13 protein-coding genes are annotated in these 23,783 nt (G+C 35.4%); 3 read left to right on the top strand and 10 right to left on the bottom strand.

Annotation, left to right across the window (positions count from 1 at the left end):
• Window positions 1-39: 39 nt before the first annotated feature.
• Both ACFOWA_RS03570 and ACFOWA_RS03565 read right to left on the bottom strand, forming a co-directional pair.
• Entirely contained in the window at window positions 40-1,512 is a 1,473-nt protein-coding gene (locus tag ACFOWA_RS03570; RefSeq protein WP_378981852.1) for a RagB/SusD family nutrient uptake outer membrane protein, read from the bottom strand.
• A gap of 18 nt (window positions 1,513-1,530) precedes the next feature.
• A complete protein-coding gene (locus ACFOWA_RS03565) occupies window positions 1,531-4,647 on the bottom strand; it encodes a SusC/RagA family TonB-linked outer membrane protein (protein ID WP_378981850.1) in 3,117 nt (1,038 codons plus the stop codon).
• Between the two features lie 193 nt (window positions 4,648-4,840).
• Here ACFOWA_RS03565 and ACFOWA_RS03560 point away from each other — a divergent pair, with 193 nt between their 5' ends.
• A complete protein-coding gene (locus ACFOWA_RS03560; RefSeq protein ID WP_378981848.1) occupies window positions 4,841-5,743 on the top strand; it encodes an AraC family transcriptional regulator in 903 nt (300 codons plus the stop codon).
• 16 nt (window positions 5,744-5,759) lie between these two features.
• Here the strand turns inward: ACFOWA_RS03560 and ACFOWA_RS03555 are convergent, their stop codons facing one another.
• From ACFOWA_RS03555 to ACFOWA_RS03535, 5 genes are all read right to left on the bottom strand, one after another.
• Window positions 5,760-6,632 carry an aldo/keto reductase gene (locus tag ACFOWA_RS03555; RefSeq protein ID WP_378981846.1) on the bottom strand — a complete coding sequence of 291 codons (873 nt, stop codon included), beginning with the start codon at window positions 6,630-6,632 and terminating at the stop codon, window positions 5,760-5,762.
• A gap of 207 nt (window positions 6,633-6,839) precedes the next feature.
• The gene (locus tag ACFOWA_RS03550) at window positions 6,840-9,593 is read right to left on the bottom strand and encodes a glycoside hydrolase family 2 protein (protein ID WP_378981844.1); all 2,754 of its coding nucleotides are present in this window, start codon (window positions 9,591-9,593) and stop codon (window positions 6,840-6,842) included.
• A 58-nt stretch (window positions 9,594-9,651) separates the two neighbouring features.
• The gene (locus ACFOWA_RS03545) at window positions 9,652-12,495 is read right to left on the bottom strand and encodes a glycoside hydrolase family 31 protein (RefSeq protein ID WP_378981842.1); all 2,844 of its coding nucleotides are present in this window, start codon (window positions 12,493-12,495) and stop codon (window positions 9,652-9,654) included.
• Window positions 12,496-12,881: 386 nt separating this feature from the next.
• Complete coding sequence (locus tag ACFOWA_RS03540; RefSeq protein WP_378981840.1) at window positions 12,882-14,888, bottom strand: ATP-binding protein; 2,007 nt, start codon at window positions 14,886-14,888, stop codon at window positions 12,882-12,884.
• On the bottom strand, window positions 14,866-16,464 hold the full coding sequence (locus ACFOWA_RS03535) for a chemotaxis protein CheB (protein ID WP_378981838.1): 1,599 nt from the start codon (window positions 16,462-16,464) through the stop codon (window positions 14,866-14,868). Before ACFOWA_RS03535 ends, ACFOWA_RS03540 begins: the two co-directional genes overlap by 23 nt.
• Before the next feature lie 271 nt (window positions 16,465-16,735).
• On the opposite strand from ACFOWA_RS03535, the gene ACFOWA_RS03530 reads away from it, so the two are divergent.
• Entirely contained in the window at window positions 16,736-17,095 is a 360-nt protein-coding gene (locus ACFOWA_RS03530) for a response regulator transcription factor (protein ID WP_378981836.1), read from the top strand.
• 14 nt (window positions 17,096-17,109) lie between these two features.
• Here ACFOWA_RS03530 and ACFOWA_RS03525 read toward each other — a convergent pair whose 3' ends face one another.
• Window positions 17,110-18,924, bottom strand: a complete 1,815-nt coding sequence (locus ACFOWA_RS03525) for a GAF domain-containing sensor histidine kinase (protein ID WP_378981834.1) — start codon at window positions 18,922-18,924, stop codon at window positions 17,110-17,112.
• Between the two features lie 273 nt (window positions 18,925-19,197).
• Here ACFOWA_RS03525 and ACFOWA_RS03520 point away from each other — a divergent pair, with 273 nt between their 5' ends.
• The gene (locus ACFOWA_RS03520) at window positions 19,198-20,745 is read left to right on the top strand and encodes a cryptochrome/photolyase family protein (protein WP_378981832.1); all 1,548 of its coding nucleotides are present in this window, start codon (window positions 19,198-19,200) and stop codon (window positions 20,743-20,745) included.
• Window positions 20,746-21,498: 753 nt separating this feature from the next.
• Here the strand turns inward: ACFOWA_RS03520 and ACFOWA_RS03515 are convergent.
• Both ACFOWA_RS03515 and uxuA read right to left on the bottom strand, forming a co-directional pair.
• Window positions 21,499-22,527, bottom strand: a complete 1,029-nt coding sequence (locus ACFOWA_RS03515) for a LacI family DNA-binding transcriptional regulator (RefSeq protein ID WP_378981830.1) — start codon at window positions 22,525-22,527, stop codon at window positions 21,499-21,501.
• Window positions 22,528-22,578: 51 nt separating this feature from the next.
• Window positions 22,579-23,754, bottom strand: a complete 1,176-nt coding sequence (uxuA, locus tag ACFOWA_RS03510) for a mannonate dehydratase (RefSeq protein WP_378981828.1) — start codon at window positions 23,752-23,754, stop codon at window positions 22,579-22,581.
• Between the last annotated feature and the right edge of the window lie 29 nt (window positions 23,755-23,783).

Here is a 23,783-nt window from a genome sequence, read left to right as displayed (position 1 = left end):
GTTTAGTAGCCAAAGGCGATATTACGCCTTTGCTATGCACTAAAAAAACGGACTCAATGCTGCTTCAGAAGCTGGCAATGGGAACAATAACCTAATGTTAGTGTATGAACCAGGTGATGGTGTAATACCTGCAGGAAAATAATAGCTTATCGGATTTGCTTTAAATCGTACACCAAATGCTTTCATCACTTCATCGGCTTTGCCAGTTCTTACTAAATCCAACCAACGTTTGTTTTCAAATGCTAATTCTATCCTTCTTTCAGCTAAAATTGCATCTCTAACCGCTGTTTGTCCGGCGGCAACACTTGGCGCTAAACCAGTACGTGGATTTGCTCTCACTTGGTTTAAATAAGTAAGTGCTTCGCCTGGTCTGTTTTGCTCATTTGCAGCTTCAGCCAAGAACAATAATACTTCTGCATAACGGTAAACCGGCCAATTATCGTTGGTATTGTTGGTATTTGCATGTGCATGCGCATATTTTTTAATGTAAGGATAGGTAACTCCGCTTGCGGTTAAAAAACCTATAGAAGCATCTTTACGTTTATCGCCCGGCTCGTAAGCAGCAATAATATCCGGTGTTGGTAGGTTAAAACCTTGTATGGTTCTTGGTACTTCTGCAATTCCGGTTACGGCGGTAATTTCTGCAGCAGAAATGGGCTGAACTAAGAAAGTATAAAAGAAATTACTCGATAAACCTTCCGGACCTTCTTTAAACTGAACCTCGAAAACCGATTCGCTATTGTTTTTTTGCGAAGGATTAAATACGTTGTTATAATCTGATACCAAGCTGTATCCTGTTACTTCTTTTAGTATCGCTTCGGCCTCTGCCCATCTTTTTAGTACGATGTAAACATTTCCTAATAAAGTTTTGGCTGCACCAGATGTAGCACGACCTGCTTCTTGTGTTGCTTTGTTTGGCAATAATGTAGCAGCTTGTTTTGCATCGGCAATAATTTGCGTATAAACAGCTTCTACTGATGATAATGGAAGTGATGTTTCATCTAAAGTTTTAACAGGTTTTAAATGTAATGGCACTTGACCGAAATATTGTACTAAATCGAAATAAGCAAATGCCCTTAAAAAATAAGCCTGACCTTTAATATTATTTTTTGATGCAGCACTAAATTCTACTGCATCTATAGGTTCTAAAACCTGATTTGCTCTGGCGATGATTGTATAATCTGTAAAGTATTTATTTGCCGTAACCGGACTATTGGCATCATCAGTAAAATCTTTAATGTATTCTGATTGTATAGAACCTCTATCGTTCGGGTTGTATTTGTAAGTCGTATTATCCGAACGCTGTTCTCCCATTGCCCATGCACCATTGTTACCGCTATAAAGACCTCTCAAAGGTGCATAAGCGCCATTTATTGCCTGTTGAAAATCACTTTCCGATTTGAAGAAAGTTGCTGTACTTAATGCTGTTTTTTGAGGGATTTCTAAAAAAGATTTCTTACATCCTGCCAACGCTATTACCAGGATAAATGATAAGATTATATATTTTTTCATGATTATTCTGATTAAAATTTATTTAAGATTTACATTAATACCAAGCGTAAATGTTCTTGGTACCGGATAAGCTGAATAGTCTAAACCTTGCTTTAGTGAGCTTGGTGCATTACCATTTAAATCGGTACCAATTTCAGGGTTTATACCATCGTAATTTGTAAACGTAAATGCTTGCTGAACACTGGTATATAACCTGACGCTTTTTAACCAGGTAATTTTTTCTGTTGGTAAGGTATATCCCAACGTTATATTCTTTATAGTTAAATAGCTTCCATCCTGTATAAAACGTGTATGAAACTGAGCACGATCATCTCCGGTTGATGCAGTAGTTTTACCATATTTACCTGCACCAGGGTTTTGAGGCGAACGCCAGCGGTCTTTTACCTCTTTTAGTACATTAAACACACCATCTAAATTAGTGGTACCTTCATCCATCATTCGGGCAATATCATTACCATAAGAACCACTTGCTACAATTGCTAAATCGAAGTTTTTATAAGCAAAGCTGTTGGTAAAACCAAAAACAAATTTTGGAAACGGATTGCCGATAACCGTTCTATCACCTTCTGCATCACCATATTTGATAACGCCATCGCCATTTAAATCTCTAAATTTTATGGTACCAACTTGTGAGTTTACACTTTTTGGAGAGTTGTTAAAATCTGCCTGATCTTTATAAACACCATCTTGTATTAAACCCCAAAACTGGCCAAGTCTTTCTCCAACTCGGGTAATTGTACGGGCAGTACCATCAGCAACATATAAATCGTTGCTTAAAGAAGATAAAGCAAGCACTTTATTATCGCTAAAAGCGATGTTAAAGTTTGTATTCCATTTAAAGTTGCCTACTAAATTGTTGGATGTAACTGCAAATTCATGTCCCCAGAATTTAATTGAACCAACATTACCAAAGAATGATGAAAAGCCTGATTCACGAGGTACTGGCAATGAAAATAAAAGATTAGAAGTTTTTTTGGTGTAATAATCGTACGTAAAATTAATTCGGTTGTTGAATAAAGCTAAATCAACACCAAAATCAAATTGTTTAGTAGATTCCCATGCTAATTCTGTGTTTCCTAATCGGGTTACTGCCGAGCCGCTATTAATTGTAGAGCCGAAAGGATTGTTTACACCACCGGCTACAGTTGCATATTGTTCGTAGTTACCTAAATTATTATTTCCGGTTGTACCGTAGCTACCTCGAATTTTTAGAAAAGAAATTGGTTTAATGCCCTTTAAAAAAGATTCTTCACTAATAACCCAACCAGCAGAAACAGATGGGAAATTACCCCATTTTTCATCTATCCCAAAACGTGAAGAACCATCTCGACGAATACTTGCCGCAAATAAATACTTGCCTTTATAGCTGTAATTAAATTTTGCAAGAAAAGAAACTAAACTCCATTCCTGAATGTCAGATGTTGAATTGTTTTTTACCAGCGCTGCACCAATGGTTTCAATCCTGTCATCAGGAAAGTTAGAACCGCTGATGGTGCTGTAATCACTACGAAACTTCTGTTTGGTAAAACCACCTAAAATATCAAAATTATGATCGTTTATTTGTTTCGAATATCCGATGGTGTTCTCCGATAACCATGAAAGATATTGGTAATTAGAATCGAACAAGCTTGCTGTAAGCGCACTTGGTGCAGAAGCAAATCCTCTTGATGCTGTAGAAGGCTGAAACGAATGGAATAACGATTGAGCAAAATCTACATTAATGCTTGACTTTAAAATCAGCTTACTAATTGGCTCAAATTCGACATAACCGTTTGATAAAATTCTATTGTCTTTACTTTTATTGGTAATATCCTGTATAGACCTTACCCAGTTAGGTGTTGGGAATGAGGTAATTCCGGGAGTTGTTACCGATACAGGATAGCTTCCATCTGGGTTTTGATAGTTTAATATAGGCGGGGTTAACAATGCATTGTTAATTAAACCGCCACCGCCGAAAAACATCCCATCAGTTGATGGAGAATTGTTTACCGTATGTGTTGGTGCTAAGTTAAAACCTAACCTAATCTTATCATTTAATTTAAAAGTTGAGTTAATACGTAATGAAAATCTTTCGTAGTTAGAATTTAGCAAAACACCATCTTGCTTTAAGTAACCAGCAACTATAGCATTGCTAAAATTTTCTTTGTTTGTGTTTATAGATACACTATAATTGGTTATTGGCGCAGAGCGTAACATTGCATCGTACCAATCATAACCTTCGCCATATTGTGCCGGATTTTGCAATGCTGCAGGTACAGGCTGACCCAAATCTTCGAAATATTCTTTTTTAAATTGAGCCCATTCGGTGCCATTCATCATATCTGGGCGACCTTTTTGTGGCACTTTTTGTGTACCTGTGTACGCACTTGCAGAAATGTTTGTTTGTCCGGATTTAGCACTTTTTGTAGTTACCACCACAACACCAAATGCAGCTCTAGAGCCATATAATGAAGTTGATGCTGCATCCTTTAAAACAGTAATGTTCTCAATTTCATCAGGGTTAATGTTACTGATATCTCCGGCAATAGGGAAACCATCTACAACGTATAATGGTGCAGAACCTGTTGTTATTGATGCCCCACCACGAATACGAACTTGTAAACCTTGTCCAGGTTTGCCCGATGCCTGATTAATCTGAACACCAGCCAATTTACCCTGAAGTTTCTGTGTAATTTGAGCAGCAGGAATATCCTGAAGTTCTTTAGAATTAACCGTTTGCAATGCCCCGGTAGAACTTCTTTGCGTGGTACTTCCATAAGCAACTACTACAACATCATCCAGAGATTGGCTCTGTTCGGTAAGTTGTGCGTTAATAACGGTTTTGTTATCAACCCTTATTTCACTTGCTTTGTATCCGATAAAAGAAAACACCAAGACGGCATTATTATCTGGAACAGTAATTTTATAATTTCCGTTTCCATCAGAACTTGCTGTATTCTGACTTCCTTTAACAGAAATACTTACGCCAGGTAATACATCGCCACTTGTAGAGGTTACTTTACCTGAAACAGTAATAGATTGTGTTTGAGCTAGTAAAGGCTCAGAAATTAGAAAGAAACACGCGGTTGCGCAGATGCCAATTAAGTAATTGAGCATAACCTTCCTAAAAAGGTTTTTAAATGTAAAAATCTCCATGAATTCTTTAGTATTTGGTTAGCAACTATTTGATTTAGTTATTATGATAAAATTATGCGTTGCGAATTGTGCAGAAATACACGATTTGATAATTCCGTTATAAATTTTGACTTTTGCTTATCATTTAAAAAGGAGTTCGCTAATTTGAAAAAATTATAGCGAGTAATAAGTTGCATTAATTCGATTAAAGAATATGAATAACTATTTTAAATACCTTCCTGTAAGTGATGAGGAAAAAATTTGGGGCTTATATGTACTAAATGCAGGTTGTACCCGAATAGAACCCGAACAGGCTTATCCCTATAAAAATCATCCTTCTCATCACAATTTTACGTGGGATAATGGCCGCGTATTAAACGAATTTCAGCTTATTTACATTACAAAAGGTCAGGGCAGTTTCGAATCAGAATCTGCTGGTAAGCAAGAAATTGCAGCGGGGAATATCATTCTTTTGTTTCCGGGAGAAAGGCATCGTTATAAACCAAATAGAGAAACCGGTTGGGATGAATATTGGATCGGTTTTAAAGGCGGAATTGTAGAAAACTTAATTTCGAACAACTTTTTCAATAAAGAAATTCCGATAACAAATTTAGGCTTTAATGAACGGATTTTGAATTCGTTGTTAGAGATTATAGAACGCTCGAAAGAGGAAAGATCTGGCTACCAATCTTTAATTTCTGGTGCGGTTTTGTATTTGTTAGGACACATCCACAGCAGTACAAAACAAATTGGCTTTGATGGCAAGGAAGAACTGGTAAAAATGATAGATAAAGCCAGGTTAATTTTACGGGCTAACATCGATGAAAATATATCACCAGAACAAGTTGCCTGCGAACTGAAATTGAGTTATTCTTATTTTAGAAAAGTATTTAAAACCTACGTTGGAATATCTCCAGGGCAGTATTTGATTCAATTAAAAATACAAAGAGCTAAAGAACATTTGCTAAATCCCGAGAAATCAATTAAACAAATTGCTTATGATTTAAACTTTGAATCTAACTTTTATTTCTCTAAAATATTTAAAGATAAAACTGGACTTACACCGAATCAATACCGCGATATGCAGAATATCAAAATGAAATCTGCAAAAGTTTAATAGTTAAAAAAAATCGTTAAGGAACTGCTACGCCAGCACTAGCAGACCATAATGTAAACCATTCTTGCAATTCTAATTGTATTGAAGTTGCTTTCATTAATTTTGCAATTCGGCTTTTATCAGCAGTACCACAAACAGGTAAAATACCTGCAGGGTGATTTAAAATCCAGGCAAGAAATATAAGATCAACAGGCACATCATATTTTATTGAGAGCGTTGTTGCCGTTTTAATTAAATGTTGAGATTGCTCATTATCATTTTTAAACACCGAACCCAATGGAGACCAACACATTGGCTTGATATTGTTCGTTTGCATGTGTGCTAAACTGCCATCAAGCATTGCATTAAAATCGGTTATAGAAAACTTGATTTGGTTATAGTTTATTTTAATTTTCGTGTTAATTAAATCTATTTGTGCAGGTGTAAAATTTGAAACTCCAAAATCTACAATTTTGCCTTCGTTTTTAAGCTTTTCAATCGCCTCGGCAATTTCATCTGCCCTCATCAAAGGACTAGGGCGATGAAGCAATAATAAATCGAGATAATCGGTTTTTAAGTTTTTTAAAGATTGTTCAGCTGACCAAATGATGTATGATGCTGAATAATCGTAATGCTTTATTAAATTATTTCGGCTTACAGATTCCATTTGAATGCCGCATTTAGAAATCAATTGTATCTTATTTCTTTCTATTTTACTTTCGTTAAGTGCTATACCAAATGCAGCTTCTGTAGTGTAATCGCCATAAATATCTGCATGATCAAATGTTGTAATGCCATTGTCAATGCAACAGTTCATTAATCCTATCATTTGTTTGGTATTGCAATCTTTACCCCAAACGCCCCAAGTCATGGTGCCGGCAATAATATTCGAAAATGGTGTTTTAGTCATGTAATATTATTCAAAATCTGTTCCTATCTAAGAGAATTAAGTAAAGTTATAATTCTATTAATTAATACATCAAAATTATTTAAGGACTTATTTAAAATGTAATAGCTTCCGAGAATGCTTCGTACCTCGCAAGGACGGTAAAGCGGTCGTCATTACAAGGAACGAGGCAATCTTAGTTACGAATAATATTAATTAAATTTTCTAAATTTATCTAAAATCGAACCAAAGGCTACCCTTATTCCAGGTGTAATTTAGCTGAATATTTTTTTGGCTTTGTGGCCCAAGCTTTTCAGCAGCTTGAAACTTTGTTCCTATTGCGCTAATACCATCTAAGAAACCTAAATCGCCATCAGGAAATGCAGGAGTTGTATTGTTATTTGTGGCTCCAGCTGCTTTTTGAGGTTTTAGCATTTGAAAAAATGTACCTTTTTTTGAGGTGTAAACTGTAAATGGTGATTGTTTATTCTTTACCGTTACCCAAAACACATTTGCATAATAGCCTTTAAATTCTGGGTATTTCCAACTTTCTCCGGTTATGGTGTTGTTAAAATCATTATTCCAAACGCCAAAAGTTGTGCCTTTCAATCTATTTTTCCAAACCCGATAAGGACCATTTCCTTCCCATTTCATTCCAGTAATATTTTCTTCCGGATAGTTAAAAGTAATACCCATGAAGTCAACTTCTCCGCTTACACTATATTCATAATCCAGTTTAGCATGTTTGCCTGATGAGAAAATCCATTTTACCTTAAACTTTGCTTCGTTATTATAAACGGGTTCAATTATGTAATCATCGACTGAAACATAATGCTTAAATTCTTTAAGTTCGCATTTTACGCCTGCTAAAGCTGGTCCGCCAGAAATTGAAATTTCGGATTTTGCATTTCTCACGTTCTGGATGTAACCAGTTTTTTTATCGAACTGATAAGAAATTCCATCAACACTAAGCGTTAATGCTTTATTATTTTCTGATACTTCAATTTTTGATTTTGTTATTGCATTATTGATCAGAGGAAGAGCAGGTATTTTAATTGCCCAACTCCAGGTATAAATTTCTTGCTTGAAAGCATCAAAAGCTGTTAAATATAAAACATCATTGCTTTTCCAATTTGCGGGAAGCGGAATGCTTAAAAAACCCTTTTCACCGGGAGATAAAGTAATGCCCTTGATTTTGCCAGAAGCGACAATACTTTGCTGATTATTCGCTGCTGGATTTGGTAATTTGGACAAACGCCACTCGAAACTGCATTGATTTAGGTTTGTGAAGCTATATTGATTTTCTATTGAAACCTTTCCATCAAAGTTAGACGGCAAATCTTTCATAGCAATTTGCACCGGCGACCATATTTCTTTGATGGTGTAAAAGCTACCCTCCTTTTCTCGGTGTGGACCTAAAATTCCATCAGGAGCTGCATTGCCTTGAATATCCATTTCGCCATTTCTATCTAAGCGGGTTACACCTTCATCGGCGAACGACCATAAAAATCCACCCGCTGCGTAAGGATGTTTCATCATCATACTCCAAAAATCATCCAAACCAGCACCATGTCCACCATCATGCAAACCGTGCATAAATTCCGTCGGAAAAAACACATCATTTCCGTATAATACGGTGTTCACTACATAATTATAATCTGGGTAGTGTTTGGTATCGGTACCATTAAAGCGTTCCCATGGATGAATAACTAAACGTTTTTGGTTATCGTATTTTGAATAAAGCGTATCTAAATTGAAGTTAAAACCGCCTTCGTTTCCGTTTGCCCACATAACAATTGAAGGATGATTAACATCTCTTACAACGAGTTCTTTAACTAATTTTGTACCAACCTCAGTATCGTATTTAGCTTGCCAGCCCGTTAATTCATTAATAACGTATAAACCCAAAGAATCGCAAGCTTCTAAAAAGCTTGGATCTGGAGGATAATGAGACATACGAACGGCATTCATATTCATCTCTTTAATTAATTTTACATCTGCAATGTTTAAGGTTTTACTTAAAGTTCTTCCAGATTCTGGACATTCACTATGCCTGTTTACACCTTTAAAAATTACCTTTTTGTTGTTAACATAAAAGCCATCATGCGGACGAAGTTCTGCTGTTCTAAAACCAAATTTTTGTATAGTGCGATGGATTAATCGACCATTTGCATCGTTTAAAGTAACCACAACCTGATACAAATTTGGCGATTCGGCGTTCCATAATTTCACCTCCTTGAACTGACCTTTAAGCGCTGTTACAGTATTTTGCCCGATGATTTTAGAAGAAATTTCTACCCCAACTTTTTCTCCATTTAACTTTTGTACCTGTGCTTTTGCAACTGAACCAGCCACTGCATTTTCGGTATAGGCATCAAGATTGAATGAGCCATTTGCCTTTGCATCAATCGCAATTCTATCGATATGTGTTTTTGGGTAAATTTTTAAATACACCGGACGGAAAATACCACCGAATAACCAAAAATCAGCTTTTCTTTCGGCGTTATTTACAGATTTATCAGTTGATTGTTTACTTACTTTTACCTCGAGCAAATTCTCGTCATTAAAATTCAGTAAAGAGGTGATGTTGTATTGAAAAGTATAAAAACCACCTTGATGTATTGGTCCAGCTAATTTTCCATTAATTTTAATTTCAGCTTCGGTCATTGCTGCTTCAAAGACGATAAAAATCTCTTTATCGGCACCACTCCTCGGAACCTTGAATTTGTATTTGTATTGCCCGGTTTCTTCAGGGTTTTGAGTATCCTTATAATAATTATAGGTACCAAAACCTTGTTGTTCCCAATTAGAAGGAACTTGAATTTTATTCCACGAACCACTTTTCATACCGGTATTGATTAGGAAATCCCAGGTAACAGTTTTATCCTTATCCGTTCCGGATAGGTATTGATATTGAGTATCTTGAGCAATTGCTTGCAGCGAAAGTAAAGCGGTTACGGCAATTAAAAACAGGTTACGAATCATATTTTATTAATTAGGATAATTTTTTGAAGATTTTAATGTCTTTAGTAAAAATGTTAATCTATAAATTGGCGATGGTTTGTTTACCATTATATTGAATGGTTTTATTTGTTTTTTGATTAAAATTTAATGCAATTGGTTTTTTAGGATTTATGTAAATGATATTAAACGTTCTATCGCTCAACATTCCTTTGTATGCCCCTTTTCTATCTGCAATGGTTAGTGTTTTTAAATGATCGTTGTAATTGAATGTTATTTTAGAAAATTCACCTTTTTCGTAGTTATAATTCAATCCTTCATCTTCATATAAAGTAAATGTTCCGTCTTTACCTGCGTACACGTGTAAAGTAATTGCATCTGCTGGTTTTTCATCAGTGTATTGAATTTCTGGTCCGAATGGTATGATAGCACCAGCTTTTACATAAATTGGCATTTGATTATATGGCGCATCTGCAGTAATTGTTTGACCACCTTTTACATATTTTCCGTTGTAGAAATCGTACCATCCGTTACCTTCGGGCAAGTAAACCTTTCTGCTTGTTGCACCATATTTATAAACAGGATTAATAAGCATTGATGGGCCAAACATGTACTGGTCGGCAATAGAATTTACCTTTGAATCGCTGCCATAATCCATTACCAAACCACGCATTATGGTATAATCATTTTGATAACTCGCACCAGCAAGTGAATATATATAAGGCATTAAACGGTAGCGTAACTTGTTGTAAAACAGCATACTTTTATATGCAGGATGACTTTCTGGTGCAATGTTGTATATTTCACGAAATGGAAATTGCCCATGACTTCTAAATAATGGAACGAATGCCCCGAACTGATACCATCTTGTATTGAGCTCTCTCCATTCCTTTAAATCTTCGGTATTTGGATCTTCATACCTTCGTTCTACCGAGAAACCACCAATATCCATCGTCCAATATGGTAAACCAGATAAGGAAAAATTTATACCAGCAGAAATTTGAGCCTTCATATCTTCCCATCTTGATGCAATATCACCGCTCCAGGTAGCAGCAGCATACCTTTGCAAGCCACCATAAGCCGAACGCGTTAAAATAAATACACGGCTGTTTGGGTTTTCCTTACGCTGCCCTTCATAAACTCCTTTTGAATTTTGTAAAGGAAAAGCATTGAAATATTTTGTACCCGAACCAAGGTAAGTTGGTGTCATATTTTGTTTTCTTTCCCAAATTGGCAGGTTAGAATGTATATCAGGTTCTGTAGCATCCATCCACCATGAATCAATTCCTTTTTTGTATAAAGATTTGTTCATTAAATCCCAAAAAAGGTTTCGAGCTTCCGGATTAAAAGCATCGTAAAAAGTAGAAGGATATCCCAACCAATCTTTTCTACCATCGGCAATATTGCGTTTATACAAAAAGCCATTTTTATTCATCAGATTATAATTGTCATTGCCAGAGTAAAATTTTGGCCAAACAGAAATCATCAATTTAGTGTGATACGTATCATGCAGCGTTTTAATCATGTCATCAGCATTAGGAAAACGACTTTTTTCAAACTCATGTGTTCCCCAGCTATCTGGTTTCCAGTACTGCCAATCGAGTACAATATTATCTATCGGGATTTTACGGTTTCTAAATTCTTTTACCACACCCAAAAGTTCATCCTGGGTTTTATATCTTTCGCGACTTTGCCAAAAACCCATAGCCCATTTTGGCATTAAAACAGCTTTACCCGTTAAAGTTCTGTAGCCACTAATTACCTCATCGGCATTTGTTCCAGAAACAAAATAATAGTTAATTTCATCGCCCGATTCTGATGCAAAAGCATATTGATTTTTATCAGCAGCTGGTATTGGTGTTAAGGCTTTAATGGAAAGATAGGATTCGTTACCATCCGGAATCCATTCTATTTTGATATCATATTTTTTGTCTTTTAACATTTCTGTTTCTACAACTGCAGAACCAGGATTCCATGCCTGACGCCATTTATCAACCAACATTTTACCATCAATCCAGATTTTGATATAACCAGCATATTTAACATTAAAATGTTGTAGACCGGCAAATCCTGAAGAGATTTTGCCCTCATACGTTACCTTCCCGTTGGCCATTTTAAAGCTATCAGGAAATTTTTTCATATCGCTTAAAAAGGAATAGTCAATATCTGATTCGGGTCTTGTAATAGCAACAACACCAGTTTTCTTATCAGCATAACTAGCAGTTAACCAACCTTTTTCGCCGTTTTTAGAAAACAGTTTAAAACTAGATAACGGTTGATAATCTCTGGTATCGCCAACTTTAGTGATTGAATAGTTATCCCACAGGATACCATAATTTTTATTGCTTAGCAGAAAAGGAATGGCAACATCGGTATTGTTTTGAAGCAATAAAACCTGCTTGCCTTTATAATCCATCATATCATCTTGATGCTGACCCAATCCATAAATAGCTTCATCATCAGGAGAATTAAAAACTTGCTCAATTTGATAGCTTGCCTCGCCATCGTTAGAAACCGATTTAAAAGTTCTGGCAGAAAATGATTTTTCTTCTAAAATGCTTTTACCTGTAACATCTTGATATTGAATTTGCCCTGAATTAGTATTAACTTTTACCTTAAGCGAATTTGTTAAAAGCTCGATATTATCTCCAGATTCGGAAATAGAAAATCCGGGTTTAGATTTTACTGGTATAACCATTAAACTTGGATCCAAAGAAAATCTATCGGCAACGGTAATTACTGCATGCATAATTTTATCTGTAATTACTTCTATTTTGATTTGCTTACCAATACCAGTGTTATTTATAATTGGCTTAACAATAATACCATTATCAGTTTTTACATAATGAACGTTTTGCGAAAAGCAAAAAACAGGAAAGGCTAATAAAAATACCGTTGTATTTAAAAGGGTAAAATTTTTTCTCATAAAGCTTATAGAAAACCGCAGCTTGGCGGTTAATTAATATTTGATTATTGATAAGCTAAAAATACTAAAGACAGAAGATTAGTGCATGTGCAAATGTTTATAATAGGTGTATAAATGTTAACCTGCATCAAAATACCTTTTCTATTGAGCTAAATAGATGACTATTATTAACTTTTCTTGAAATTAGGCAAGCATTAACACTTTAAATTTTTGAATGAAGTACTTGGTAACCTATCCTAGGATTTTTAAAAACTCATTTGCAGGCGAAAAGAGATTTGCTGTAGCCATTGTATAAATCATATTATGGAAAACACAATTAATTCGCCTAATATAGCACCTAACAATTTCTGGTTAATTGGCAATAACGATAGTTTAAATCTGCCAAACTAAGATGAAACAACATCAACTTTTAATGTATTTTTAATACTATCCATTTCCTTTTTCGGCAAGCTAAAATAGAAGGTAGAACCTTCTCCTAATTCGCTTTCTACCCATACTTTTCCTTTGTGGTGCTTTATAATCTCGGCTGATAAATAAAGGCCTAAGCCAAAACCCGAAATTGATTTAGTAGAATTGCTATCAATGCGATAGTAGCGTTCAAATAGCCTGGCTTGATCATTTTTGCTTATGCCTAATCCTTTATCAGTAACAGCAACTTGCACTTCGTCTTCTGAGCAACTAACTTCTATTACAATTTCACTTTCGGCTCTATTGTACTTTATGGCATTACTAATGTAGTTTGTAATAACCTGCCCAATTTTTTCGCGGTCTGCATCTACCTCGCAAAGCGGGCTTTCTTTTACTATAATTTGATTAGACGATTTCAGGAATAAAATATCATCGATAGTTTCTTTAACTAAATCATTAAGCTCAAATGGCTCTATATTAAGTTTAATTTTTCCGGCTTCTAAACTAGAAACATTTAAAAAACCTGTAATAAGAGAAGTCATTTTTTTAATCTGCGTATTTGCTTTCTCCAAAGCCGAAAGTGTAAAGGCCCGACTAGGTATTTCAGACCTCGACATTAATAACTGAATGTAAGCTTGTAATGTAGTTAAAGGCGATCGCAATTCATGACTAACCATTGCAATGAAATCATTCTTACGAACTTCATCCTGTTTATTTATGGTAATATCATTCAAAACGCCGGTAAAATATTCGGGTTTGTTATCATTATCGAGTGATAAACTTCCAATTGCCCGCACCCAGGTGTCAAATCTATTATCGCTAGATGCAACAGGAAATTCAATATCAAATTTTTGCCCAGTCTTAATCGTATCACTTACGGCTTGCTCAAAAACCGACCTCGATTCTTGCTTTATTTTAGATAGTGCCGCAGCATAGTTTACTTCATCTTCGCAGTTAAAGCCAAAAAGTTCTTTTAACCGTTGCGAGGCGGTAAACTCTCCCGTATCTAATTTAATAGTCCACGTACCAGTTTCAGCGGCATCAATTGCCATTCCAAGCACTTTATTGCTATTATCTAGTTCCTTTTGAACCTTTTTAAGTTCTGTAATATCATTAAAAGTAATTATGGCACCGCTGTTTGTATGATCTGATTGCCTGATGTACGGCATCGTCATTACCTGGTACCATTTCCCATTATTGGTTTCTATTTCTTTTGTAATAACAGAACCTTCGTTAAGCACATTTCTAACATCTTCTATTAATGTTTCAAATTTTATATTGGTTGTAATGTTGCTTAATGGTCTTCCAATATCACTTTCGAGCAAATTAATTTGTTTAACTGTTCCTGGCGAAAACTTCATCAGTAAAAGTTCTTTGTTGATAAATAATTGTCCGTTAATATTGCTTCTGAAATAATTATTTAAGTCATCATTAATTTCTGTAAGTTCTCTGTTTTTAAGTTGATATTCTGAATTTATGGTATCGAGTTCTTCATTTACAGATTGCATTTCCTCGTTTGTACTCTGCATTTCTTCGTTCGCAGAAATCATTTCTTCGTTAAAAGATTGCATATTTTCGTTCGAAGCATCGAGTTGTTCGTAAGTAGAATTCAGTTTTTCTTTTAATGAACGCAACTCATCTTCTAGGTTCCGAGTGTATTCATCATGGTATTTTTTTTCATCAAATTCATTACCGGCTTCAGAAAATGATGCATAAGATTTATCCTCACTAAAGGTAACCATCATTAATTTTTGTCTGCTGCCACCATTTGCCAATGGTGTTAAGGTTAGGTTAACCCGAAGAAATTCGTCATTATGCTTTACTTTAACTTTATAAATACTCAGCTTTTCTTTAGATTTTAAAACATTATTTCTAAGCGAATGATACACCATTGCAAGCTTCTTTGGCAAAAGTGTTTCCAGGTTGGTGGTAAAATGCTTGGGCAATAGAAATTTAGAAGTATCACCATAAGATTTCAATAACATTTTGTTGCTCATCAATACAAAGCACTAAATAATTAAGCTCATGCGCTAAATTTTCATGCATAATATCGGACAATGCAAAATTGCCAACATCGCCTGGTGCAACCGCTGCAACAACCGATGGACGGTAACGGGTTTCTATGGTTTCAGGCATAGAAAAAGCATCAAAACTAACCGAACGCTTGGATTTTAGATTACGATAAATTTTATAAACCTTACTAACTGTTTCCAGGTTTTTAATTATCGGCATTGGATTTTCGCTTAACCCTAAGAAAAGATAGCCATCTTGTTTAAGGCCAAAAAGCATCATTCCAAATATTTTTTTCTGAAGAACAGGTGCCATGTAAATTAGCAGGTTTCGGCAGCTAATCATGTGCATATTACAATACGGAGGGTTTTTCACCAAATCATGTTGGGCGAAAATAGCCAATTTACGTAAAACTGGTTTTACACGGTAACTATCGCCATCGGCAATAAAATACTTATCTAATCTTTCTGCAGAAACATTTTTAATAACTTCTTGGCTATACAAACCTTTACTAGCATGCACAAGCACCTTATTGTCTATATCTGTTGCAAAAATTTTAACCACAACATCTGTATAAGCGTCTACCAACTGCTCACAAATTAAGATAGCAATAGAATAAACTTCTTCTCCTGTTGCACAACCAGCAACCCAAATCTTCAATTCTTCTCGTGGTAAAAGCCTTTCGAGCATACGTGGTACAACATGCTCTTCAAGATATTCAAACGCTAAAGGATCTCTAAAAAATGCGGTTACACTAATTAAAAAATCTTTCGAAAGCGCTTCTATTTCGCTTGGTGTATCACGTAAGAAATTATGATAATCTTTAAGTGTACCAAGGTTGTTGTAGGCTGCCCGGCGTTTGGTTCTGCGTAAAATAGTTGATGATTTGTAATCAGAAAAATCCAGCGGTGAGCGATCTTTTATCACATTAATTATCTGCGTTAAATACTTATCATCTTCTGCGGTATCTAATTTTAGTATGCCTTCATATTTTACATAATCTTCAATAGCATCAGGCATCCTGGCAGGTTCCAGTATAAAATCGACCATTCCTGTTGATATCGATTTTGAAGGCATACTCGGAAAAGCCGAAGTTTCAGGCTCTCTTGCGATAACCATTCCCCCCTCTTTTTTAATCGCTATTATTCCTTCTGCACCATCGCTGCCTAAACCAGAAAGCACAACAGCAATTGCTTTTCTACCACAATCGGCAGCAAGTGATTGAAAGAATGTGTTAATGCTTAAATGCGGACTACTTACTTTCTCTTTTGGTGTAAGAAAGAGTTTATTGTCGCGAATGGTCATGTATTTATCATTTGGTATTAAATAAACTCTATTGCATTCCACTGGGATTCCTTCGGTGGCTTGTTCTACAGAAAGCTTGCTGTGCTTCGAAATTACTTCGCTCATTCGGCTCTTGAAATCAGCAGAAAGATGCTGAACTACCACATACGAAACACCATCTAATGGTGTATGATCGAAAAAGATGTTTATTTCTTCCAATCCACCTGCCGAGGCGCCAATTGCAATAATGTATTCGGGCTCTTGCATATCAATCTATTATTTATGAGGTGTAAATTGTTAGTGATATTGTGAGGTCAGAACTCAGCGTAATAAAAGAAACGATATTTTTAAAGGTAACCATAAGGATTGACAAACCGACTTTTGATTTTATTAACATACTTAGAGATTAAATTGCTAAAATTAATTAACAACCATTAGGGGGTAAATACCTGTTTTCGGTGTTTGAAGGCTTTTTAAAAACAAAGCCTTTTAGTTAAAGGTTCTAGCTGTGGATGATTTAGCATTAAGGTTGAGATTTATGAACGGGAAGAAAATAAGTGTGCTTGAGGATGACGAAGGAATATTGGAAGTTGTAGATATGATATTATCTGCGGAAGGCTATGAAGTTAATGGCTTTTCTTGCGTAAATGATTTCATAATTGGGAATTCTACCAACGTACCAGATATTTATCTATTAGATGTAATGTTGCCAGATGGCGATGGGTTAAAACTTTGCAATGAATTAAAAAATCAGCCTCAAACCAGTCATGTTCCGGTAGTTATGATGAGTGCCCATGCTGGTATTTCTAATATGATGGCGCAATGTAAAGCAGATGGTTTTATATCTAAACCTTTTGATATTAATCATATCATAACTCTAGTTGGCAGTTTTGGATAACCAGTTTAGAAGGTTTAAGATTCTTCCAGTTTAGTAATTGACGATTCAGTTGGTATAGAAAAGAAAAATGTGGATCCTTTACCCAATTCGCTTTCTACCCATATTTTACCAGAATGTGCTTGTACAATTTCTTCGCAAAGATAAAGGCCTATTCCAAAACCACTTACTGTTTCTATATCCTTTCTATTTACCCTATAAAAGCGCTCAAACAATTTCTTTAAATCTTGTGCTGCAATTCCAATTCCTTGGTCTTTAACACTAATAACAGCATTGGTTTCAATCGTTACGCAGGCAACATTAATTGTTGTACCTCTTGGCGAATATTTAACCGCATTATTGATTAGGTTGGTAATAACCTGACCAATTTTATCTCTATCGGCTTTAACAATTGTGCGTTCTACAGGTGCAAAAATTACATTATGTGATGAAATTGTAGCCATCGACTCCACCTCTGACTCTTTAACCAATTCGGCCATATCGAAAACTGTAACATCTAATGGAATTTTTCTTGTTTCGGCCCTTTTCATATTCAAAAAGCCATCAATTAACGAACCCATTTTTCGAACTTGCAGAAGTGCTCTACCAAGCACTCCACTACTAAAATCGTCGCCATTTTTGGTAGCTCTTAGTTGCAGAACTTGTATGTAACCACTCATTGAAGTTAATGGCGTTTTAAGCTCATGGCTTACAATACTAATGAAACCATTTTTACGCTGATCATCTTCTTTACGTTCCGTAATATCCATTATAGTACCCGAAAAGTAAGATCTACGACCATTATCCGCAGGATTTAACTTTCCTGTTGCCCTAACCCAGCGTAACCTGTTGTCTTTTTTAGATATGATTGGATACTCCAAATCATAAGCTTCTCCAGAAGCTATTGCTTCCTCTACTTTAGCACCTACAATACTCCGGTAATCTTCACGAATATGATTAAGAGCAGCGTCATAAGCCATAGTTTCACTTGCTTCATAACCAAAAAAATCTTTTAGCCGAGGTGATGATACAAACTCTCGAGTATCTGCATCAATATACCAAATACCCAATTCAGCCTGATCTATAGCAAGATTTTTTATCTCTTCACTTTCGGCAAGTTTAGCATTACTGAGGTATAAACTTCTTTGACTAACCTTTAGCGAATGATTAAGCGCAATTAACTCCTCATTTGCTGCCGTGATTTCTTCATTGGTAGTCGAAAGTTCTTCATTCAACTCTTCAACCATCCTTTGGCTAAAAAATAATTCGTCATTAGTAGCCTTTAGTTCTTCATTAACGGCTTCGGCACTTTCAGAAATCGTGTGCTGCTTTCCAGCCTCTTCTATAGATGAAAGTCTAAGCTCTATTTCATCCATCACAATTTTAGCTAAACTTTCTAAAATAAAACGGCTCTTTTCATCGAATGTTCTTGGGGTTTTATCTATTATGCAAAGGGTTCCTATTCTGAAACCATCTGCAGTTGTAAGTGGTGCACCGGCATAAAACCTTAAGCCAAAACTACCGGCAACATTAGGGTTGGTTAATAAACAGGGTTCTGTTGGAGCATTTTCAAAAACTGTTACGTTTTTATCTAATATAGAAAGTGAACATAAACTAACACCTCTTGATGTGCTTTTAACATTTCCCATGCCCACATTAGCTTTAAAATAGACCTGCTCGGCATCTACGAGGGAAATTAGTGAAACTGGAACATCAAAAATTTGAGTAGCTAGTTTTGCTACGTTATCAAATGCATTTTCTGGTGGTGTATCAAGTATTTTATAACGCTTTAGTGCTTCAATACGCAATTCATCATTATCAGGAATTATGTTTTTTCCAAAGGTATTGTCCATTTATCTTTTTTTAATGTGCGTTTTGAAAGCTTTAAATCAATCAGAAAATTATGCTATAAGTGGGAAAAACAACCGAAGGCATCAATAGTTTTATATTTATAAATCAATATCTGTTGCGAAAAAAGCAATTAAATTATCTATCTCTACTTCATAAAATATATACGTAAATTTCCGTGGTTGAATTTTGTTATTGGTTTTGAATAATGAATTTTTCAAAAAACAATATAATATGTTTTCTATTTTAAACACGATACTCATATCCTTGGTCTTTAAATGAAAAATAAGTACAAAAAATTAAGGTTAATTCTAGGCGACCAACTAAATCTAAATCATTCTTGGTTTAAAGAAAAAGACCCATCAATACTTCATGTTTTAATGGAAATTAGAACAGAAACCGATTACGTTTGGCACCACATCCAGAAAGCTTGTACTTTTTTTGCTGCAATGGAAAATTTTGCGAAAACCTTAAATGCCGATGGTTTTGATACGCTGTATCTTAAATTAGATGATAAAGATAACCAGCAAAGCTTTTCTAAAAACATCATTCATTTGATTAAAAAATTTGGGATTGAAGAATTTCAGTATCAAATGCCCGATGAATACAGACTTGACCAAGAACTGATTACTTTGTGTGATGAACTTGCCATTCTGCACCAATGCTTTGATACAGAGCATTTTTATACCAGTAGAAATGAATTAGGCGATTTCTTTTCTGGCAAGAAAACTTTGCTTATGGAAAGCTTTTACAGGGCAATGCGTTTAAAACATAACATCTTGATAAATAATGGTGATGACCCCGAAGGTGATAAGTGGAATTTTGATGTTGAGAATAGAAAAAAACTACCTAAAGGACATAAACCAAATGCGCCATTGTTATTCGATAACGATGCTACAGAACAATATAACCGAATTACAGAAGCAAAAATTCGAACCATTGGTAGTATTGAACCAGCGTATTTGCAATGGCCGATTAACAGAAAACAATCTTTAAAACTGCTAGAATACTTTTGCACGAATTGCCTGCATCTTTTCGGAACATTTCAGGACGCGATGCATACCGATGAATGGTCGCTTTACCATTCGCGACTTTCATTTAGCATGAACACAAAAATAATTTCGCCTATCGAAGTGGTTAATGCTGCAATATCTTGTTGGAAAAATGATAAAAAGAACATTGCACTTAACCAAGTTGAGGGATTTGTTAGGCAAATTTTAGGTTGGCGAGAGTACATGCGTGGTATTTATTGGATGAAAATGCCTGAGTTTGAAACTTTAAACTATTTCAATAACACAGAAAAACTTCCAGATTGGTTTTGGACGGGCAAAACGGATATGAATTGCATGAAACACTCCATAAACCAATCTTTAAATTATGCTTATGCGCATCATATTCAACGATTGATGATTACCGGGAACTTTGCTTTACTCGCTGGTATAAATCCTGATGAGGTAGATTTTTGGTATTTAAGCATTTATATTGATGCCATACAATGGGTTGAAATTACAAACACCCGGGGCATGAGCCAATACGCCGATGGTGGGATTGTGGGTTCTAAACCTTATACAGCTTCTGCAAACTACATCAATAAAATGAGTAATTATTGCGAGCATTGTAAATACGATAAGAATGATAAAATTGGCGAAAATTCTTGTCCATTTAATAGCTTGTACTGGAACTTTCATGATCAGCATAAAGAAAAACTGCAACGGAATCCACGTCTTTCTATGGTTTATCGCCTTTGGGATAAAATGGAACCTGATTTAAAATCAAAAGTGCTATCAAGAGCAGATTATTATCTTAAAAATTTGGAGAAATTGTAATTATTAGGGTAATTTTATCGCTAGACTAATATACTTATTTTCGGTCTGTGGAGACACAGACCGAGGAGTATAAACTGAATAAATTGAACCTTTGATTGCTTCGTGCCTCGCAATGACGAACGAAATAGCCGTAAAGAGATTGATTCGCTCGAAATGACGGTGGGTTTGACTTAACTTTAATACTTGGAGAAGCAGATTTAACTAGACCCGATAGAGCGGAAAGCCCGGAAGCCGAGGAACGAGGATGAGGACTTGAAGAGATAGCGGGACGAACATTAATAAATGCCTCAAACATTGCTCTTCTAAAATTTAAGAATTTTATAATATTTATATAAAAGTTTACGGTCTGTGTTTTCCTGACCATTAGCTTAATTTTTCAGTTTGTGGGAACACAGACCGAGGAGTATAAACTGAATAAATTGAACCTTTGAGAATGCTTCGTGCCTCGCAATGATGAACGAAATAGCCGTAAACAGACTGCGTCGCTCGCAATGACGGTGGGTTTGACTTAACTTTAATACTTGCAGAAGCGAATTTAACTAGGCCCGATAGAGCGGAAAGCCCGGAAGCCGAGGAACGAGGATGAGGACTTGAAGAGATAGCGGGACGAACATTAATAGATGCCTCAGACATTGCTCTTCTAAAATTTAAGAATTTTATAATATTTATATAAAAGTTCACGGTCTGTGTTTTCCTGACCATTAGCTAATTTGTTTCAGTTTGTGGGGACACAGACCGAGGAGTTGATAGAAACTAGTTTACTAAACCTTTAGTAGATTGCCTAACGTTTAACTTTGCATTTATTTTCAAAACACTACGTTCTCCACCATTTTTAACATCGCCGGCATTTAATTTTTTAAGCAACAGCTGAACGATATTTTCTGCCAATTCTTCAATCGGTTGTTCTATCGCTGTTATAGATGGGCTAATAAATTCTAAAAGTTCAAAATCATCGAAAGATAGGATTGCCTTGCTGGATAAAAGCTGCTCCTCACCTATTCTTGAAAGCCTTAAGCCATCCATCGTTAAATAATTCGCTGCAAAAATAACGGCGTCTAATTCAGGATTATCCTGTAAAAATGATTTTATTTTCTCTGTAGAATCTTCTGAATTTGTGTATTTTATTTTCAAAACCTGTGGCTTAGCTTTTGCCCTTTTTACGGTGTCGGTATAGCCTTGTAAACGATCGAGCATTTGTTGCTGCTCGGTATCGATAGTTACAAACCCAATGTTTTTAAAGCCATTATCTAACAAATGTTGTGATGCCGTTGCAGTAGATTGAAAATTATCTGTTAACACATAATCGGCATCAAGTTCTGGCAAATACCTGTCAAAAAAAACTACCGGGGCTTTACCAGATATTAGTTTACCAATTTCTTCTTCCAAACCCTCGGCAATGGCAACAATATAGCCATCTACATGCCTATCTTTAAAAATATTTAGTATTTCAGATATTCTCTTTTTATCATTTCCCGTGCTACTGAAGATGATTTTATAACCACGGGCAGAAGCTTTTTGGTCAATAACTCTTGCAATTCCGGAGAAAAATGGCTTAGAAATATCATCAACCAAAAAGCCTATTATTTTAGTTTTACCGGTTCTTAAACTCCGGGCGATGGAATTTGGCTGATAATCTAGCTCAGCTACAACCTGCAGTATTTTTTCGGTTAGTTTTTCGCTAATGTGCTTTTCTTTGGCCTTGCCATTTAATACAAATGAAACGGTTGTAATTGATGTGCCTACCAGGTTTGCAATATGTTTTATTGATAATTTTTCTTGCATTAAAAATATTAGTATATAATAATAAATTGTTTTTACAGATAGGTTTATGTTTTAATAATTTCCGGTTACGCCAATTTCAAGTCCACGAAGTTCTGCCAAACCTCTCAAACGACCGATTGCTGAATAACCCGGATTGGTTTGTTTAGCTAAATCATCAAGCATTTGGTGCCCATGGTCTGGTCTGAAAGGAATAGTTTTTGTTCTTAAAGCATTCTCTTCAGATAAAGCCTTCATAATTTCGTACATGTTTACATCGCCGCCCAAATGGTCTGCTTCGTAAAAACTTCCGTCGCTATCTTTAGTTACGTTCCTTAAGTGAGCAAAATGAACGCGTTCTTTAACTGCGTTAAAAATTTCGAGTACATTATTATCTACACCTGCACCCAACGAACCTGTGCAAAAGCAAACTCCATTAAATGGTTTATCTACCTTTTCAAATATATAATTAAAATCATCAATCGTACTTGCAATTCTTGGCAAACCTAAAATTGGATAAGGAGGGTCATCGGGATGAATGGTCATTTTAATTCCTTCGGTTTCGCAAACATCAGCTATTGATGATAAAAAATAAACCAAATTTTCTCTTAAACCATCAAAACCAATTTTTTTATACGCTATAATGCTATTTCGAAGGGTTTCCAATTCGATTTCTTTTTCATTTGGTATGCCCATTAAAACGTTAATTTGCAAATCATTTAGCTGCTGATGATTTAATGTAGCAAACTTATCTTTCGCACGGTTTAGAATAGATTCAGAATAATCCAGTTCTGCCGCATTTCTTTTTAAAACATATAAATCGAAAATTGCTAAATCTATCCAATTGAAATACAAGGCTTTGGAACCATCTGTCATTTCTAAATCGAGTTGCGTACGTGTCCAATCTAACACCGGCATAAAATTATAGCAAACTGTTTTAATGCCGCAATGCGATAAGTTTTGCAAGGATTTTTTATACTTTTCTATATATTCATCGGCGTTTGAAGCACGAGTTTTAATGGCTTCATGCACAGGTACACTTTCTACTACCGACCAAGTTAAACCAGCAGCTTCGATAATAGATTTACGCTCTAAAATATCATTAACCGGCCAAATTTCGCCATGTGGAATGTGGTGCAAAGCAGTAACAATTCCTGTAGCACCCGCTTGTTTTACATCTTGCAAACTAACAGGATCATTTGGCCCATACCAGCGCCAAGTTTGTTCTAATTTTTTATATTCAGTTTTCATAAAGTTAGATTGAGGATGGAAATTATAAT

The organism is Pedobacter lithocola (assembly GCF_042650845.1).
In the GTDB taxonomy this organism is placed as follows: Bacteria; Bacteroidota; Bacteroidia; order Sphingobacteriales; family Sphingobacteriaceae; genus Pedobacter; species Pedobacter lithocola.
The sequence above is the reverse complement of the archived record's forward strand: the minus strand, read 5'-3'. Positions and strand labels throughout refer to the sequence as shown.

Coding starts and splice junctions, on each gene's coding strand:
- ACFOWA_RS03570 (WP_378981852.1), bottom strand. CDS start 1,512: ATGAAAAAATATATAATCTTATCATTTATCCTGGTAATAGCGTTGGCA.
- ACFOWA_RS03565 (WP_378981850.1), bottom strand. CDS start 4,647: ATGGAGATTTTTACATTTAAAAACCTTTTTAGGAAGGTTATGCTCAAT.
- ACFOWA_RS03560 (WP_378981848.1), top strand. CDS start 4,841: ATGAATAACTATTTTAAATACCTTCCTGTAAGTGATGAGGAAAAAATT.
- ACFOWA_RS03555 (WP_378981846.1), bottom strand. CDS start 6,632: ATGACTAAAACACCATTTTCGAATATTATTGCCGGCACCATGACTTGG.
- ACFOWA_RS03550 (WP_378981844.1), bottom strand. CDS start 9,593: ATGATTCGTAACCTGTTTTTAATTGCCGTAACCGCTTTACTTTCGCTG.
- ACFOWA_RS03545 (WP_378981842.1), bottom strand. CDS start 12,495: ATGAGAAAAAATTTTACCCTTTTAAATACAACGGTATTTTTATTAGCC.
- ACFOWA_RS03540 (WP_378981840.1), bottom strand. CDS start 14,888: ATGTTATTGAAATCTTATGGTGATACTTCTAAATTTCTATTGCCCAAG.
- ACFOWA_RS03535 (WP_378981838.1), bottom strand. CDS start 16,464: ATGCAAGAGCCCGAATACATTATTGCAATTGGCGCCTCGGCAGGTGGA.
- ACFOWA_RS03530 (WP_378981836.1), top strand. CDS start 16,736: ATGAACGGGAAGAAAATAAGTGTGCTTGAGGATGACGAAGGAATATTG.
- ACFOWA_RS03525 (WP_378981834.1), bottom strand. CDS start 18,924: ATGGACAATACCTTTGGAAAAAACATAATTCCTGATAATGATGAATTG.
- ACFOWA_RS03520 (WP_378981832.1), top strand. CDS start 19,198: ATGAAAAATAAGTACAAAAAATTAAGGTTAATTCTAGGCGACCAACTA.
- ACFOWA_RS03515 (WP_378981830.1), bottom strand. CDS start 22,527: ATGCAAGAAAAATTATCAATAAAACATATTGCAAACCTGGTAGGCACA.
- uxuA (WP_378981828.1), bottom strand. CDS start 23,754: ATGAAAACTGAATATAAAAAATTAGAACAAACTTGGCGCTGGTATGGG.